The following is a 16,465-nucleotide window of genomic DNA, read 5'->3' as shown; positions in this document are numbered from 1 at the left end:
CGAACACTCGGACCGAAACGGGTCGCTCGACCGGTTTCGGAGGGTGCCGACAGGAGCCGCCTCTGATACTGTTCATACTATACAAACGATCTGGCGAAGAGACTCATCGCTCTGGACGGATTCCTCGACACGAGAAGAACGACGGGGTGCACTCGGAACGGAAACTCCGATCAATCGTCAGCGGTGGTCGGAATCGCGGTGCGCTCGCTCTCGGGGAATTCCAAGGCAGGGAGGTACTCCCGATTTGCCTCGATCAGTTCCTCGGTCATCTCGTGGAGCTCCTCGAGGGTACAGGCCGCCGAGGAGAGCGGATCGAGCTTGATCGCCTTGTGGACTTTCGAGCGATCCCCTTCGAGCGCCCCCTCGACGGCGAGCTCGTAGACCGCGGTGTGTTGCTGATCGAGCGCCGCGACCGCCGTGGGTAGCTCGCCGACTGAACACCGGTGGAGCCCGGAGCCGTCGGCGAAGACGGGGACCTCGACGCACGCGTCGTTCGGCAGGTTGGTGATCGCGCCGTCGTCGTTGCGGACGTTGAGGTTGAACCGTCGGGGGGTGCCGGTTTCCAGCGAGTGGATCAACCGCGCCGCGTACTCCTCGGAGCGATCGACTCCGACCTCGTCGAGGTCCACGTCGAGTTCGGAGCTGTCCCGTTCGGCGGATCGTTCCTTCCAACCCTCGAGGTACGTCGCCGTCGCCATCCGCTCTGCGTAATCGGTGCCCGTCAGCTCCTCGACGACGTCCTCGTCGGTGCGGAAGTACGGCACGTACTCGCTCATGTGGTGGCTGGATTCGGTCGGGAACAGGCCGAAGTGGCGCAGCATCTCGAACCGAACCGTATCCTTTCGATACGTTTCCTCGTCGTGGTACGCCTCCCGGAGCTGGGGATACACCGACTCCCCGTCGTGTTCCGCTTCGAGGAAAAACGCCATGTGGTTGATGCCCGCCACCCAGTAGTCGAGTTCGTCCGTCGGAACGTCGACGTACTCGGCGATCGCCTCGACGGTGTGGGGAACCGAATGGCACAGCCCGACAACTTCGATGTCGGTCGCCTCGTAGACGGCCTTGCAGACGATCGCCATCGGATTCGTGTAGTTCATCAGCAGCGCGTCGGGGCAGAGCTCCTCCATGTCGCGAGCGATATCGAGCATCTCGGGGATCGTCCGCAGCCCGCGGAAGACGCCGCCCGGTCCCGTCGTGTCGCCGATAGCCTGTTCGATCCCGTACTTTTCGGGGATCCGGATCTCGTTTTCGAACGGCTCCGTCCCGCCGACGTTGATCATGTTGAGGACGTAATCGGCGCCGTCGAGCGCCTCCCGGCGATCGGTCGTGGATTCGATGGCGGCGTCGAGATCCTCGTTGTCGACCATCGCCTCCGCGACCTCGGTGGTCTGTTCGAGCCTGTGTTCGTCGATGTCCATCAGCCGTATCTCGCTGTCGGCCAGCGCCTCGTACGAGAGAATGTCACCGATCAGGTTCGTCGCGAACACCATACTACCGGCTCCGATAAACGCGATCGTTGGCATGCAAAAGAGTCGTGAACAGATAGTAATAAATCTTCCTCACCTGTCAGCGGGCGCGGAGCTTGACCGGTTTACCTCCCGATTAGACCCCGGTCGAGAATGTTGAGGATAATAAAGACATAAGTGGTGGTGCCAAGAGTACCCTTGCATGGGAGAGCTAGAGATAAAGAACCTGACCAAGGTGTTCAACGACGACGGCGGCGACATCGTCGCCGTCGACGACCTCGACATCGGCATCGAAGACGGAGAACTGATCGTTCTCGTCGGCCCGTCGGGCTGTGGCAAGTCGACGACGCTCCGGTGCGTCGCGGGGCTGGAGTCCCCCACCAGCGGCGAGATCGTCCTCGACGGGACGGCCGTGACCGACCAGAAGCCCAAAGAGCGGGACATGGCCATGGTGTTCCAGTCCTACGCGCTGTACCCGCACATGACCACTCGCGAGAACATGGAGTTCGGGCTGAAGATGGCGACCGACCTGCCGAAAGACGAAATCCGGTCGCGGGTCGAGGAGACGGCGGAAATGCTGGGCATCTCCGATCTGCTGGGGAAGAAACCGGGCGATCTCTCCGGCGGTCAGCAACAGCGCGTCGCGCTCGGGCGGGCAATCGTTCGGGAGCCAGAGGTGTTCCTGATGGACGAACCGCTCTCGAATCTCGACGCCAAGCTCCGGACGCAGATGCGGACCGAACTTCAGGCGCTTCAGCAGGATCTCGGCGTAACGACGCTGTACGTCACCCACGATCAGACCGAGGCGATGACGATGTCCGATCGGATCGCGATCCTCAACAACGGCGAACTCCAGCAGATCGGGACGCCCCTGGAGTGCTACCACGAGCCGAAAAACGAGTTCGTCGCCGGCTTCATCGGTTCGCCGAGCATGAACTTCTTCGACGTCGAACTGGACGCCGCGGACGGGACGCCCGCGTTCGTCCACGAGGGGTTCACCTACGAACTCGACGAGGACGTCTACGCGGACATCGAAGGGCGCGGCGACCGGTTCACGCTCGGGATCCGTCCGGAAGATATCGAGCTGGCCGAGGCCGACGATCGCAACTCGATCAGCACCTCCGTCGAGGTCACCGAACCGCTCGGGGAGGTGACGTACGTCTACCTGGACATCGGCGGCCAACAGTACACGACGACCCTCGAAGGCGACCTCGTCATCGATCCCGGCCGGCCGTTGCGGATTCAGTTCCCCCAGGATCGCATCCACGTCTTCGACGAACAGACGGGCGAGGCGCTCCGCAACCGCTCTCGTCCGGCCGACGACGACGTCGACTCGCTTCCCGGGTTCCAGAGCGCGAACGACGTCGAGGCGGAATGATCGCCGCGTTCGTCCCCGGATATCCGGGACGCCCTGGGAAAGATATAAATAGTATCGGAGTAAATCCAGAAATCGAGGATTAAATATGAACGAACCCACTGGTAGCGGTCGTAGCAGACGGTCGATCATGAAGGCACTCGGCGTCGGCGCGACGGCCGGGCTCGCCGGTTGTAACGGACTCCGCGGCGGCGGAAACAGTAATCAGGCGCTCATGTGGGAGTACGGCTTCCCGAACACGGAGGGCGCCGAGCCGGTGTGGCGAAACAAGTTCGAGTCGATGTACGAGGAGCTGGCTGACGGAGAGCTCCAGATCAGTCGCTACGCCTACGAGGATCTCCGCCAGAAGTTCCTCACGGGGGCGAGTACCGGCGACCCCGACGCGATCGAGGGGACGCTGAACCATCTGACCGAGTACATCGCGGGGAATCACCTCGAGCCCCTCGACGATCTCGCCGAGGATCTCGATTACTTCGACGGGTACATCGACAGCGCCGTCGAGGCTGTGACTTACCAGGACACGCTGTACGGACTGCCCTACGAGGGCAACGCGAGAGCGCTGTTCGTCCGTCAGGACATCCTCGACGAGCTCGGGCAGGACGTGCCGGAGACGGCCGCGGAACTCCACGAAATCGGTCGGATGGTCAACGAGGAGTACGACGACGTGGTCGGATTCCACAACTGCACGCAGGACGGCGGCACCCGCTCGTTCCAGGAGTGGATGACCCACATTTACCAGCACACGGACCAGCTGTACGTGCCGGACGGCGAGGGCTGGCAGCTCAACATCGGCGCCGACGCGCTTGGGCAGGTCTTCGACAACTGGTACTACCAAATCTACGCGGCGGACAATCCCGTCGGCGATCCGGACGATCTGGGGACCGGTTGGCAGACGAACGATCCGGGGTACATCAACGGGAACTACGCGTTCGTCGAGAGCGGTACCTGGATGCGGAACTGGACGACCGGTGAGAACATCCAGAGCGGCGATACGGCAGAAGACATCCTGAACAACAGGACCCAGATCGCTCATCCGGCGCATGCGGAGAGCGCCTCGAGGGGAACGTTCCTCGAAATCAAGCCGGTCATGGTCAACACCCACTCCGACCAACTGGAGAAGGGCAAGGCCGCCGCCCAGGCGTACGCGCATCCGGAGACACTCAGCGAAGGGATGGCGCAGGATCCCGAGGCGGCGGGGAAGGCAATGACACCGGTTCACGAGGACGTCGAATCGACGATCGAAAACGAGAACTGGCAACCGCTCACCGAAATCTTCACGACCGGTCGAGCGCTCGCGAAAGTGACCTGGGGACCGGTTCGCGAGGAGTTCTACACCTACATGCAGGAGGTCGCGTACGGACGGACCGATCCCTACGACGCCGGCGAACAGTTCCACGAAGCGCTGCAGGATCTGGAGAGCGAAATCTAATCCTTACATGGCAACGCAGACAGAATCGCGATTCAGCCGGTACAAAGAGGAGTTTTCGTCGTTTCTCACGGAGACGTGGATCGGGTACGCCTTCGCGATTCCCGCGACGGTGCTCCTCGCGGTCATCATCGGGTACCCCACGCTCCGCGGGATCTACCTGGCGTTTTTCGAGGCGTCGTTGCTGAACCCGGGGCAGATGGAGTTCGTCGGTCTTCAGAACTTCGCCGCGCTCGCCGGCGATCCGGTGTTCAAGGAAGCTCTGTGGCACTCCGTCCTGTTGACCGGACTGGTCGTCTCGCTCCAGTACCTCCTCGGACTCGGGCTGGCGCTGGCTCTCCGAGAGAAGGTTCCGGGCGCGGGAGTGTTCCGTAGCCTGTCGATGGTGACCTGGGTGATGCCCGTCATCGTGATGGTCATCATCTTCCAGTTCATGATGCAGAACGGGTTCGGCCCGGTCAACATCATCCTCGACAGCCTCGGAATGCGAACGACCTACTGGTTCGGCGAGCCGGGCGTGGCGTTTCCGCTGATCGTGGTCATGCACGTGTGGCGGAACATCCCGTTCTACGCGATCGCGCTCCTGGCTGCGATGAACTCAATCCCCGAAGAACAGTACGAGGCCGCGCGCTTGGACGGGGCAGGACCGCTCGAACGGTTCCGGTACATCACGCTGCCCCAGATATCGTACGTGTCGATGATCATGATCGTGCTCCACGTCACGTTCACGTTCAAGAACTTCGACGTCGTGTACCTCTCGACCGGCGGGGGGCCGCTGGGCAACACCGAGGTGTTGGCCACGTACGTCTACAAGCAGGCCTTCGAGCAGTACGCGCTCGGATACGGCGCCAGCATCGGGGTCGTCATGCTGATTCTGATGCTCGCGTTCACGGTCGTGTACGTCAAACTGGAGGAGACCGACTAACATGGCAACCAGCACTGATTCGGACGACCGAAATCTCGTCCAGCGGATCGACGCGTGGCTCAACGAAGACGTATCTCCGCGCCGCGCGCTCGGCGCCTACCTCGTGTTGGGGCTGTACTTCTCGTTCCTGCTGTTGCCGGTGATCTACATGGTCATCGTCACCTTCACCACCCAAGAGTTCCTCTTCTCGCCGGAACTCGTGCCGTCGCCGAGCGACTTCACCCTCCGGAACTACGAGATCGTCCTCTCCCGGGGCGACTTCCGGACGTACTTCGTCAACTCGATGATCGTGGCGACGTCGACGACGCTGTTGGTGTTGACCGTCGGGGTCCTGGCGGGCTACTCGATGAGCCGGTTCGACTACCCGGGACGGAACGGACTGCTGTACGCGTTCCTCTCGACGCAGATGCTTCCGATCGTGCTCATTCTGATCCCGTTTTACCTCCTGATGTTCTCGCTGAACCTCGTCGATTCGCTACTCGGGCTCGTGATCGCCCACTCCGTGATCGGGATCCCGCTCGGCACGTGGCTGCTGAAGGGATACATCGACGACATCCCGGAGTCGCTCGACGAAGCGGCCAAAATGGACGGCTGTTCGCACCTGAGCATCCTGCGGCGGGTCATCGTCCCGCTGTCGATGCCGGGGATCGCGGTCGCCGGCTTCTACACGTTCATTCTCTCCTGGAATGACTACCTGCTGGTGTCCGTCCTCTCGCAGACGGCGATGACCAGGACGCTGCCGTTCGGCCTGCAACTGTTCCAGGCGCAGAACACCGTCGCGTGGAATCTGCTGCTCACCGCGGCGGTGATCACGATGGCGCCGGTCATCCTGCTGTTCGCGGTCGCCCAGCGGTGGGTCGTCGAGGGGCTCGCCAGCGGCGGCCTGAAGGGCAGCTGATCGGCCCTCTCCACCCCTCCGGCGGGACGATGGAAACCTTTAAATTCTGGCCCGCCTCGTAGCTGGTATGACGATCGGAGTCTGCTATTTCCCCGAGCACTGGCCCCGCGAGCGCTGGGAGCGGGACGTCGACCAGATGGCGTCGGCGGGACTGGAGTACGTCCGCATGGGGGAGTTCTCGTGGGGACGCATCGAGCCCGAACGCGGGCAGTTCGGCTTCGAGTGGCTCGACGAGGCGATCGAACTGATTGGCGACCGCGGGATGGAGGTCGTCCTCTGTACGCCCACTGCGACGCCGCCGAAGTGGCTCGTCGACGAACGCCCCGAGATCCTGCAGGAGGATCTCGACGGGACGATGCGGGAGTTCGGCAGTCGTCGTCACTACTGTTTCAACTCCGCGGCCTATCGCGAGGAGACCGACCGGATCGTCACCCGGATGGCCGAACGCTACGCCGACAACCCCCACGTCGCAGGATGGCAACTCGACAACGAGTACGGCTGTCACGGCACCGTTCGATGCTACTGTGACGACTGCGCGAACGCATTTCGCGAGTGGCTCGGCGATCGCTACGACGACATCGGAGCGCTCAACGAAAAGTGGGGAACGACCTTCTGGAGCCAGCAGTACGGCGACTTCGAAGCGATCGACCCTCCCGGTCCGACGCCCGACGAACACCATCCCTCGCGACTGCTCGAGTACTATCGGTTCGCCAGCGACAGCGTCGTCGAGTACAACCGCCTACAGGCCGAGATACTCCGTGATATCGACGACGACTGGTTCCTGACGCACAACTTCATGGGGCACTTCCCGACGCTGGACGCCTACGATGTGGCCGACGATCTCGATCTGGTGTCGTGGGACTCCTACCCGACCGGATTCGTTCAGGATCGCCGTTCCGACGACCCGACCGTCGCGGAACTGCGCGCCGGCGACCCCGATCAGATAGGTCTCGACCACGACATCTACCGCGGCGCGCTGGACCGGCCGTTCTGGGTGATGGAACAGCAACCGGGCGACATCAACTGGCCGCCCCACGCCCCACAGCCCGCCGACGGCGCGATGCGCCTGTGGGCCCATCACGCGGTCGCGCACGGGGGCGACGCCGTGATGTATTTCAGGTGGCGACGCTGTCAGGAGGGCCAGGAACAGTACCACGCGGGGCTGCGTAAGCAGGGCGGCTCGCCCGATCGCGGGTACGCGGACGCGAGCGCCGCCGCCGAAGAACTGTTCGATCTCGACCCGGTCGACGCGCCGGTCGCGCTGCTCCACAGCTACGAGAACCTCTGGGCGACGAACATCCAGCCCCATTCGCCCGACTTCGACTACTGGAACCACTCGGGCACCTACTACCGGGCGCTCCGTCGCCGCGGCGTGCAGGTCGACGCCGTTCCCCCGGAGCGCTCCCTCGACCAGTACGCGGCGGTCGTCGCGCCGGCGCTGTACCTCCTCGACGACGCGCTGGCGGCCCGGCTGGAGGAGTACGTCGAGAGCGGCGGGCAGCTCCTGGTCGGCGCCCGGAGCGGCGAGAAGGATCCCCACAACAAGCTGGTCGACGCCCAACCCGGCCCGCTCGCCGATCTCGTCGGCGCCACCGTCGACCAGCACGAGAGCCTCCCGGAGCAGGTGCCGACGCGGGTCACCTTCGACGGGGAGGAGTACGACTTCCGAACTTGGGCCGAGTGGCTCGACGCCGACGACGCCACGATCCGTGGCCGGTACGCGAGCGGCCCGGGCGATCAGCAGCCTGCGATCGTCGACGCCGAGCGCGGTGAGGGGCGCGTGGCGTACTGCGGCGTCTGGCCGGAGCGGGAGCTGGCCGACGCCGTCGTCGGGGAGGTCCTCGATCGGGCCGGCGTCGCGAGCCATCCGCCGCTACCCGACGGCGTCCGGATCGCCGAGCGGGACGGCCACGTCTGGGTGACGAACTTCTCGGACTCACCGGTGTCGGTCGACGCGCCGACCGACGCGACCTGGGTTATCGGCGATGCGAACGTCGAAGCGTTCGACGTCGGAGTCGTCACGGGATCGGTCGGCGACGTCACCGTAACACAGCGCTGAGGGGAGAGAAAAGCAGCCCGTCACGCGCTGAACGGACTCGTCCCGTCAGATCCGGGGGTCGCGAGGCCCCGGCTGTCGACCGGTAAATGATACCGAACAAAATTAAACCCGTCACTCAAAAGTGAACAATAGACACGCCATGCACGTAACCGACTACGAGCTGTTCGAGGTGCCGCCGCGCTGGTTGTTTCTGAAAGTGACGACGAGCGACGGCACGGTCGGCTGGGGCGAGCCGGTCGTCGAAGGCCGCGCGAAGACCGTCAAGACGGCGGTCGAGGAACTGATGGACAACTACCTGCTGGGCGAAGATCCCCAGCGGATCGAGGACCACTGGCAGGCGATGTATCGGGGTGGCTTCTACCGCGGGGGCCCCGTCCTCATGTCCGCCATCGCGGGCATCGATCAGGCGCTCTGGGACATCAAGGGCAAGCACTACGGCGCGCCGGTCCACGACCTGCTGGGCGGCGCGGCCCGCGACCGGATTCGGGTCTATCAGTGGATCGGCGGCGACGACCCCGCCGACGTCGCCGACCAGGCCCGCGAGAAAGTCGAGGCCGGCTTCACCGCCCTGAAAATGAACGGAACGGGCGAACTCGAGCGTATCGACTCGCCCGCGGCCGTCTCCGCTGCGGCTGATCGGATGCGCGAGGTGCGTGAGGAAGTCGGCGACGAGGTTGACGTCGGCGTCGACTTCCACGGGCGAGTCTCGAAGCCGATGGCGAAACGGCTTGTTGAAGCGCTCGAGCCCTACGATCCGTTCTTCGTGGAGGAGCCCGTCCTACCCGAACATCTCGACGACCTCGGAGAGATCGCCCAGCACACGACGACCTCGATCGCAACGGGCGAGCGGCTGTTCTCCCGGTTCGACTTCAAGCAGCTGTTCGAGGACGGTCACGTCGACCTGATTCAGCCTGATCTCTCCCACGCCGGCGGGATCACCGAGGTCAAGAAGATCGCGAGTATGGCGGAAGCCTACGACGTCGCGATGGCGCCTCACTGTCCGCTCGGGCCGGTCGCGCTCGCCTCGTGCATCCAGGTCGACGCCTGCTCACCGAACGCGCTGATCCAGGAGCAGAGCCTCGACATCCACTATAACGAAACCAGCGACGTGCTGGACTATCTGGCTGATCCCTCCGTGTTCGACTACGAGGACGGGTTCGTCGAGATTCCCGACGGGCCCGGCCTCGGCGTCGAGGTCGACGAAGCACACGTTCGCGAGCAGGCCCAGCAGGACGTCGACTGGCACAACCCAGTCTGGCGCCACGACGACGGCAGCGTCGCCGAGTGGTGATCGAGTCGGACGCGCTCGTCCGGGTTCGGAGTTCGATCGCCGACGAAACGGCCTCGGTACCGATCGAACGCGGTGACGTTCGAAGCGAGCCGTGGGCGCTTTAACATTCGATAAATTATAATAATGTAGAACAGAGAAGACCGGCCGCACTAACTGACGATGGTAGACGAGCACCCTAAACCGACTGCGATATTTCTGTCACACCTGATCTTCCGGAATCATGGGTTTGTGCCCGTAAAACCGGGTATCGGAGCGGATCACTCTGATCGTTACGCGGCGATACAGTACCCGCGCCACGATCGTGATTTTCTACCAGAATGTCCTGTATTTTCAGCAAATCACGGACGTACGACCAACTTCGATCAAATTGAGATCCATAATATGGGAGAACAACCGAACCGGTGGTCCGGGTTCGCACCGACATCGGTTCCCACTCGGAATACTATCCGATACTGACTGTTTTCCCTAAATATAGATTATCCGTAAGTTACATCGGTCGAACCGCGTCGGCAACGGCGCTCGTTCTGTGAACCGCCTCGGGGTCAAGCCCCGAGGCACTCGCCTTGTTCATCTGTAGACCCGTATCGACGGAGTCACTCGCGACCTCGCCTCGGTGTCACGACTGTGAGGGTCGACGCCGAACCCCTCGTCCGGCAGCGGCATCGAGGCCGCTCAGGGCCAGAGGCCTCTGGCGTCGTGGGCCTCCGCGATCCGCGAGAGCGCGACCACGTACGCCGCCTCGCGCCACGTGACGTCCCGTCGTTCGTACTCGTCGCGAACGGCGCGCCACGCGGCGCGCATCTCGGTCTCGAGTTCGTCGTTGACCCGCTCGAGCGACCACGCGCGCCGGTTGATGTCCTGAAGCCACTCGAAGTAGCTCACCGTGACGCCGCCGGCGTTCGCCAGGATGTCGGGGACGACGTGGACGCCCCGCTCGGCCAGGATCGCGTCGCCGGTCGACGTCGTCGGGCCGTTCGCCCCTTCGACGACGATATCCGCGGCGATCGCGTCGGCGTTCGCCTCGGTGATGACGTTGCCCAGCGCCGCCGGGATCAGCACGTCGACGTCGAGCGTCAGGAGCTCGTCGTTGCCGATCACCGTATCGGCGTGGTCGGTGACGGCTTCCGGCTCCTCGTCGTGTGAGGGCACCGCCTGCGTATCGATGCCGTCGGGATCGTACATCGCGCCGTTGACGTCGCTCACGGCGACGATCGTGGCGCCCCACTCGTCGAGCAGACGGGCGGCGTTGGCGCCGACGCTCCCGTACCCCTGGACTGCGACCGTGGTGTCTTCGAGCGGGCGGTCGTAGTGGTCGCAGACCCGCTCGGTGACGATCGCGACGCTGCGGCCCGGCGCTTCCTGGCGCCCCTCGCTGCCGCCGATCACGGGCGGCTTGCCCGTCACGACGCCGGGGATCGTCTCGCCTTGCTGCATCGAGTAGGCGTCCATCAGCCACGCCATCGTCTGCGGGTCGGTTCCCATGTCCGGCGCAGGAATATCGACCGTGGGGCCGATCACCTCCCGGATTTCCTCGGCGAACCGGCGGGTGAGCCGCTCCTTCTCCTCGGCGCTGAGCGACTTCGGGTCGACGGCGATGCCGCCTTTCGCGCCACCGAACGGCAGGTCCATCACCGCGCACTTCCAGGTCATCCACATCCCGAGGCCGACGCACTCGTCGCGGGTGACGTCGGGGTGGTAGCGGAGGCCGCCCTTGTAGGGTCCGCGGACGCTGTCGTGCTGAGCCCGATAGCCGGTGAACACCTCGACGGTCCCGTCGTCGCGCTCGATCGGCACCGTGACCTCAGTGACCGTCGTCGGGTGTCTCAACCGTTCGACGACGTTCGGGTCGATGTCGAGCCGGTCGGCGGCCCGTTTGAGCTGTCGGCGGGCCGTCTCGACGGCGGATTCCGGTTCGGACGACGTCGACGATGCTGCCGGCGCCGACTGGCCGTCGCGACTACCCTCCGAGTCGGAAGCCACGATTACTCGATCGGCGTGCGGCGATTGCGCATCTCGCCGCCGCAGTCGGGACAGTAGTCGGGGTTGTCCGCCGACCGGACGATGTTACCGCACTCGAAGCATTCGTAGGGGCTCTTCTCGCCGGGGTCCACTTTGACATCTTTCATTGTTGGTCGCGAGCGCCGGCGTTCGTGCCCGGTCGCTCTACCAAAGGATAATAAGTGTATAAGGGAATATTCGGCTGTTCGTTACCGAACCGGTTCCCAATATGAAGGTTTGTTATTGAACCTACTCGGGGAGCGCGGCGACGGGATGGTGGCTTCCATCGAACAGTGCGGCGAACAGCTTCCGCTGAGCGGCCCGGACGTGCTGGTAGAACGCGGGCGGCGAGATGTCGAGCGTCGCCGCGACGTCCTCGCCGGTGCTGTCGCGAGGCGACTCGAAGTAACCGCTGTAGTAGGCCGTCTGGACGACCTCGAGCTGGCGGTCGGTCAGCTCGTCGAGGACCTGAGCGTACAGCGTCCGTTCCGACGCCTGGTCGATCGACTGTTTGGAGCGTAGTTCGACGTCCGAGAACGCCCCGCCGACGAGCTGGGTGACGGTCCGGACGTCGATGCTCCCCGGGACGTCGACGACGAGCGTCGTCGCGGACGGATCCGCCGTCGCCTCGCGGAAGACGGCGCCGTGGTCGGCCAGTTCCAGCGCGAGAAACGGTTCGGCGAGTTTCAAGCGAAGAACGCCGCCCGATCCGTCGGCGCTGATCGGCCGGGCGTCGTCGACGGCAATCAGTTCGGCGGCGACGTCCGCGACGGATTCGACCGACGCGTCGTCCACGGTGACGAACACGTAACTGCCCTCCGCGGTCTGCTGGACGCCGCCGTGATACGACAGCGTACACTCGGCGTCCCGCGCGAGCCGCGACAGGACGAACGACGGATCGTCGACCGCCAGTTCGACGCGCGTCATCGACGTCGTCAGGAGCGCGTTCTTGCGCTCGATGGCGCTGAGCGCGGAGGCGATCGTCTCGCCGAGTTCGACCAGTACCGCTTGGGCCGTGTCGTCGAACGCGTCGCGGGTCTCGGCGTACACCGTCAGGACGCCGTGGGTGATCTCGTTGTAGCGCAGCGGGATGCTCAGCGCCGAGAGGTAGTCCCGGACGAGCGCTTCCTTGCGCCACGGCTCATCGCGCAGCCCCTCGGCGACGTTGGAGATCATGGTGGCCTCGCCGGTCGCAGCGGTTCGGGCCGCGGGCTCGGTCGCGGATTCCGTGACGTCGAACGACTGGCTGTCCAGATACCCCCGTCCGTCGCCGGCCCACGCGCGGGGGTCGACCGTCTCGGTCGCCTGGTCGACGGTGCCGATCCACGCGAAGCTGAACCGATCGTCGTCGGCCAGAAGTTCACAGACCGTGTGATCGATCTCCTCGCGGGTCTCGGCCTGCACGAGCGCGTGGTCGATCTCGCGGATCGTCTCGTTGGTGCGATTGAGCGCGGTGAGCTGGTCGTTTTGCTCCTGAAGCGTGCGCTCCTGCTCGCGGAGCCGGGACTCCCGCGAGACCCGATCGAGCGCCGCCTCGGCGGTCGCGGCGAGCAGATCGGCGAGCTCCCGCGTCACCTGACTGAACGCGTCGACCTGCTCGGAGCCCGCGACGAACACGCCGTGATCGCCCAGCGGGATGTACGCGGTGCTGCGCAGGTCCGTCGCTCGGTTTTCGAGCCGATCGGCCTCGTGGACGTCCGCGAAGAACAGCGGTTCGTCCTCGACGAAGCTGTGGCTCGGCAGGGCGGTCCCGTCGACGTGGACCGTCGGGAGCGGCCCGTTCAGTTCGGTCATCGCCGGCGAGTACGCAGCGGGTTGGAGGTCGTTCGCGTCGGCGTCGAACAGGTAGACCGCGCTCGCGTCGACGTCGAGCACGTCCGGCGTGCTGTCGACGACGTGCTGGGCGATCTCCTGGTGGGTCCCGGCGTAGAGGAACTCGCGGGCGGTCTCCTGCAGCGTCGCCAGCGCGTCCTCGCGCTGCTTGCGCGTCGTGATGTCACGACAGCTGTAGAGGAGTCGACCGTCCTGAATCGACACCTCCCGGACGTTGACGAGCAGCGTGTGCTCGCGGCCAGCCTTGTCCGTCGCGGTGCACTCGATGTTCTTGAGCACGCCCTCCTCGGCGAGCTCCTCGCGGTCGAACAGATCCTCGCCGAGCAGTTCGTCGATCGTCCCGAGCTCGCGGATCTCCTCGGCGGTGTATCCGAAGATGAAATGCACGTTCGGACAGACGTACGTGTACTCGCCGCCCTCGTCGGTGATGAGGACGGTGTCGGTCATGTTGTTGAGCGTGACGCGGTGGAGCTCCTCGGAGCGCCGCAGCTCGCGTTCGAGGCCCACGCGGTCACTGATGTCGACGCCCCTGACGACGATCGAGACCAGTTCGCCCGCTTCGTTCTCGACCGGCCGAACCGAGAGATCGATCACCCGCGGGTCGGCGGCGTCGCGGGGCTGCGAGACGACCGCGTTGCCGAACGTTCCCCGGAGGGCCGTTTCGACGAGCCGCCGGACGTCCTGTCGGATCCCGTCGTCCCCGTCCCACCACGGCAGCGTCCAGAACGGTTCGCCGACGAGGCTCGTGATCTCCTCGTGGACTAGCTCGCGCGCTCGCCGGTTCGCGCGAGCGAGCGCCCCGTCGGCGTCGAGCACCCACGTCGCCGTCCGCACGTCCTGGAACATCGCTTCGAACTGCCTGGCCCGGTCGCGCCGGGTCGCGGTTCGCCGCGCGGACCTGACGGCGCGCTCGGTTCGGCGGAGCAGTTCCGTCACCGTGTCGTCGAGCGCCTCGTCGCTCGCGTCGTCGACGGCGACGTAATCGGTGACGCCGGCGTCCATCGCCTCGCTGGCGACGGCATCGCTGCCCGACGCCGCGCCCAGCACGACGGGCAGCGTCTCGGTTTCTGCCCGGATCGTCCGGAGTACCTCGACGCCCGTCGTCTCGTCGAGCGCGTAGGCGGTGACGACACAGTCGACCGTTCCGCGACGAACGGCGTCGAGCGCTTCCGGTGTCGTCCGAACCGTCCGGACGGTGGCGTCGACGCTCGACGAGAGACGGTCCGCGAACTGGTCGAGCCACGCCGCCTGACCGACGAGCAAGAGGCGCGACGATTGCAGCACGGACCCCGACCAGGTCATCGTCCGAATCCGCTCCTGGCGGGACGGTCGTCGGTCGCACCGTATCGGTAGCCTCGGCATCGCCTGTGCGTCGTTGCTGTCGAGCGAACGGGCGGGCCACGATCGATCGCGTTCATTGATGGTTCACTATCAAACCCACCGTGGTAAATCTACCCGTGATGCTGTCGGGCCTCAGCGATCGGATTGCGCAAATTGCTACTCGAGCCGCGTTCGCCGATGCCGACACGACAGCCGGGAGTGCTTACGGGCCATTCGGGGTGAGTGGCCGGCTCTCGACGTCGAGCGGAAACGAACACCCGACGGCACTAACCGCAGCCGACGTCACGGTGACACCCAAGCGAGTTTCTCACGGCGAAAGCCGCGGGTAGCTCAACGATCGACGTCGTTCAGCAGTGTCTCCTTGGCGGATTGTGAGAACAGGCGCCGGAACAGCTTCGCCGGCCCTCGCTTCGGGACGCTCTCGATCGTCCGGAGTGTGCTCGGTGGGGTCCCACCGTCGAGATCGAGCGACCACCCGGAGTCCTCCTGAAATCGAGCGACGGCGTTCGTCGTCCGCTCGAGTACGCCGTCCCGATCCATCGTCTCCACCACGCCGTCTCGAACGACGACGGAGCCGTCGACGATGACCGTCTCGACGTCCGCTGCGGTCGCATTGTTCACCACCTGTGCCGGGAGGTTCGTCGTGGGTACAAACTTGGGATCCGTCGTGTCTACGACGATAAGATCCGCCTTCTTCCCGGACTCGATACTCCCGATCTCCTCGGAGCGTCCCATCGCTCTCGCCGCGTCGATCGTGAGCATCCGAACTAGCTCCATCGACGCGAACTGTCCCCACGAGTACTCGAGATTCGCCGCGAGGCGGGTCTGGCGCGCTTCCCTGAATAGATCGTACGAGTCGTGCCAGTAGTGATCGTCGAGGCCGATGCCGACGGGGACGTCGGCCTCGCGTAGCGCCGGCACCGGTGTCCACTGGGCGTCCGCGTCGTGGTTCCAGTAAATGAGCGTCGACGGACAGTGCGCGACGGAGACGCCGGCTTGCGCCGCTCGCTGGACGTCTTGTGCGGTGGCGGCCCTGAAATGGCCGGCGAGGAGACGGTCGTCGAGGAGTCCGATCTCCTCGAGCAGCCCGAGGGAGTCGGAGGCGCCGTTTGCCCGGGCCATCGTATTGCTCTGGTCGAGTTCGAGGAGGTGCGTGTGTACGAGGAGGTTGGGGTGCTCGTCAGCGAGTCCAGCAGCGCGTTCCCACAGGGAACGCGTACACGCCCAGTCGACGTGCGGACAGATGGTCGCGTGGATCCGACCGCCGTAGGCTCCGTGGTAGTCGTCGATGAACGAGCGAGCGCGGGCGAACTGCTCGTCCGTGGGCGTATCCCAAAACATGTCAGAGATAGCGGAACCGAGAGATGCACGGAGGCCGGCGTCGCCGAGAACGTCGACACCGAGGCTCGGCACCGCATCGATCGAATTGATCGTGGTGACGCCGCTCCGGAGGAAGTTTAACGCGGCAAGTTCGTAGCCCGCTCTTGCGAGGTACTCGAACGATCCCGTCTGGAGGTCCGAGTAGATAGCCGCTGCCGTGGCCCACAGCTGCCAGAACCCGAGATCGCTGAAAGCCCCGAGTAGCGGCGTAAGCTCGAGGTGAGTGTGAGCATTGACGAGCCCGGGCATGACGAGTTTGCCGCTGCAGTCTATCGTTTGCTCCGCTGAGCCGCGTCCGTCCTCGGGATCCGTACTCCGAACCTCGACGATGCGTCCGTCATCGACGACGACAGTTCCGCGTTCGAAGAGGCGGTTCTCCGAATCGACCGTCAGTACGTGCGCTTCGTGGAGTAGCAGGTCCGGCCGGTGACGTGTCATCACTCAATTCGCATACGATCCGAAGATGATAAAAT

General features: G+C 64.7%; 11 protein-coding genes. 6 read left to right on the top strand and 5 right to left on the bottom strand.

Translation table 11 applies throughout. The annotated features are described in order from the left end of the window. Positions 1-170: 170 nt before the first annotated feature. Positions 171-1,523 (bottom strand): alpha-galactosidase, encoded by a 1,353-nt coding sequence (gene melA / locus ABDZ81_RS17090; RefSeq protein ID WP_343775529.1) that lies wholly within the window; start codon positions 1,521-1,523, stop codon positions 171-173. A gap of 145 nt (positions 1,524-1,668) precedes the next feature. Between melA and ABDZ81_RS17085 the strand changes: the two genes are divergently transcribed. From ABDZ81_RS17085 to dgoD, 6 genes are all read left to right on the top strand, one after another. Next, on the top strand, positions 1,669-2,844 hold the full coding sequence (locus ABDZ81_RS17085; protein ID WP_343775526.1) for an ABC transporter ATP-binding protein: 1,176 nt from the start codon (positions 1,669-1,671) through the stop codon (positions 2,842-2,844). 85 nt (positions 2,845-2,929) lie between these two features. Continuing rightward, the gene (locus ABDZ81_RS17080; RefSeq protein WP_343775524.1) at positions 2,930-4,270 is read left to right on the top strand and encodes an ABC transporter substrate-binding protein; all 1,341 of its coding nucleotides are present in this window, start codon (positions 2,930-2,932) and stop codon (positions 4,268-4,270) included. 7 nt (positions 4,271-4,277) lie between these two features. Next, on the top strand, positions 4,278-5,192 hold the full coding sequence (locus ABDZ81_RS17075; RefSeq protein WP_343775522.1) for a carbohydrate ABC transporter permease: 915 nt from the start codon (positions 4,278-4,280) through the stop codon (positions 5,190-5,192). Between the two features lies 1 nt (position 5,193). Then, complete coding sequence (locus tag ABDZ81_RS17070; RefSeq protein WP_343775520.1) at positions 5,194-6,090, top strand: carbohydrate ABC transporter permease; 897 nt, start codon at positions 5,194-5,196, stop codon at positions 6,088-6,090. Positions 6,091-6,157: 67 nt separating this feature from the next. Next, positions 6,158-8,149, top strand: a complete 1,992-nt coding sequence (locus tag ABDZ81_RS17065) for a beta-galactosidase (RefSeq protein ID WP_343775517.1) — start codon at positions 6,158-6,160, stop codon at positions 8,147-8,149. A 139-nt stretch (positions 8,150-8,288) separates the two neighbouring features. Beyond that, positions 8,289-9,440, top strand: a complete 1,152-nt coding sequence (gene dgoD, locus ABDZ81_RS17060) for a galactonate dehydratase (protein WP_343775515.1) — start codon at positions 8,289-8,291, stop codon at positions 9,438-9,440. A gap of 672 nt (positions 9,441-10,112) precedes the next feature. Here dgoD and gdhB read toward each other — a convergent pair. The 4 genes from gdhB to ABDZ81_RS17040 form a co-directional block, all read right to left on the bottom strand. Continuing rightward, complete coding sequence (gene gdhB, locus ABDZ81_RS17055) at positions 10,113-11,420, bottom strand: glutamate dehydrogenase GdhB (protein WP_343775513.1); 1,308 nt, start codon at positions 11,418-11,420, stop codon at positions 10,113-10,115. Between the two features lie 2 nt (positions 11,421-11,422). Continuing rightward, on the bottom strand, positions 11,423-11,566 hold the full coding sequence (locus ABDZ81_RS17050; protein ID WP_343775511.1) for a rubrerythrin-like domain-containing protein: 144 nt from the start codon (positions 11,564-11,566) through the stop codon (positions 11,423-11,425). A 121-nt stretch (positions 11,567-11,687) separates the two neighbouring features. After that, positions 11,688-14,573: a bacterio-opsin activator domain-containing protein gene (locus tag ABDZ81_RS17045; RefSeq protein WP_343775509.1), complete on the bottom strand. Its 2,886-nt coding sequence runs from the start codon at positions 14,571-14,573 to the stop codon at positions 11,688-11,690. A gap of 369 nt (positions 14,574-14,942) precedes the next feature. Further along, positions 14,943-16,430, bottom strand: coding sequence for an amidohydrolase family protein (locus tag ABDZ81_RS17040; protein ID WP_343775507.1), 1,488 nt, complete (start codon positions 16,428-16,430; stop codon positions 14,943-14,945). Positions 16,431-16,465: the final 35 nt, after the last annotated feature.

The sequence above is a fragment of the Natronoarchaeum mannanilyticum genome, assembly GCF_039522665.1.
Lineage (GTDB): Archaea > Halobacteriota > Halobacteria > Halobacteriales > Natronoarchaeaceae > Natronoarchaeum > Natronoarchaeum mannanilyticum.
The sequence above is the reverse complement of the archived record's forward strand: the minus strand, read 5'-3'. Positions and strand labels throughout refer to the sequence as shown.

Bases quoted from the DNA above. Each gene is read 5' to 3' on its own strand.
- melA (WP_343775529.1), bottom strand. From the start codon at position 1,523: ATGCCAACGATCGCGTTTATCGGAGCCGGTAGTATGGTGTTCGCGACG.
- ABDZ81_RS17085 (WP_343775526.1), top strand. From the start codon at position 1,669: ATGGGAGAGCTAGAGATAAAGAACCTGACCAAGGTGTTCAACGACGAC.
- ABDZ81_RS17080 (WP_343775524.1), top strand. From the start codon at position 2,930: ATGAACGAACCCACTGGTAGCGGTCGTAGCAGACGGTCGATCATGAAG.
- ABDZ81_RS17075 (WP_343775522.1), top strand. From the start codon at position 4,278: ATGGCAACGCAGACAGAATCGCGATTCAGCCGGTACAAAGAGGAGTTT.
- ABDZ81_RS17070 (WP_343775520.1), top strand. From the start codon at position 5,194: ATGGCAACCAGCACTGATTCGGACGACCGAAATCTCGTCCAGCGGATC.
- ABDZ81_RS17065 (WP_343775517.1), top strand. From the start codon at position 6,158: ATGACGATCGGAGTCTGCTATTTCCCCGAGCACTGGCCCCGCGAGCGC.
- dgoD (WP_343775515.1), top strand. From the start codon at position 8,289: ATGCACGTAACCGACTACGAGCTGTTCGAGGTGCCGCCGCGCTGGTTG.
- ABDZ81_RS17050 (WP_343775511.1), bottom strand. From the start codon at position 11,566: ATGAAAGATGTCAAAGTGGACCCCGGCGAGAAGAGCCCCTACGAATGC.
- ABDZ81_RS17045 (WP_343775509.1), bottom strand. From the start codon at position 14,573: ATGACCTGGTCGGGGTCCGTGCTGCAATCGTCGCGCCTCTTGCTCGTC.
- ABDZ81_RS17040 (WP_343775507.1), bottom strand. From the start codon at position 16,430: ATGACACGTCACCGGCCGGACCTGCTACTCCACGAAGCGCACGTACTG.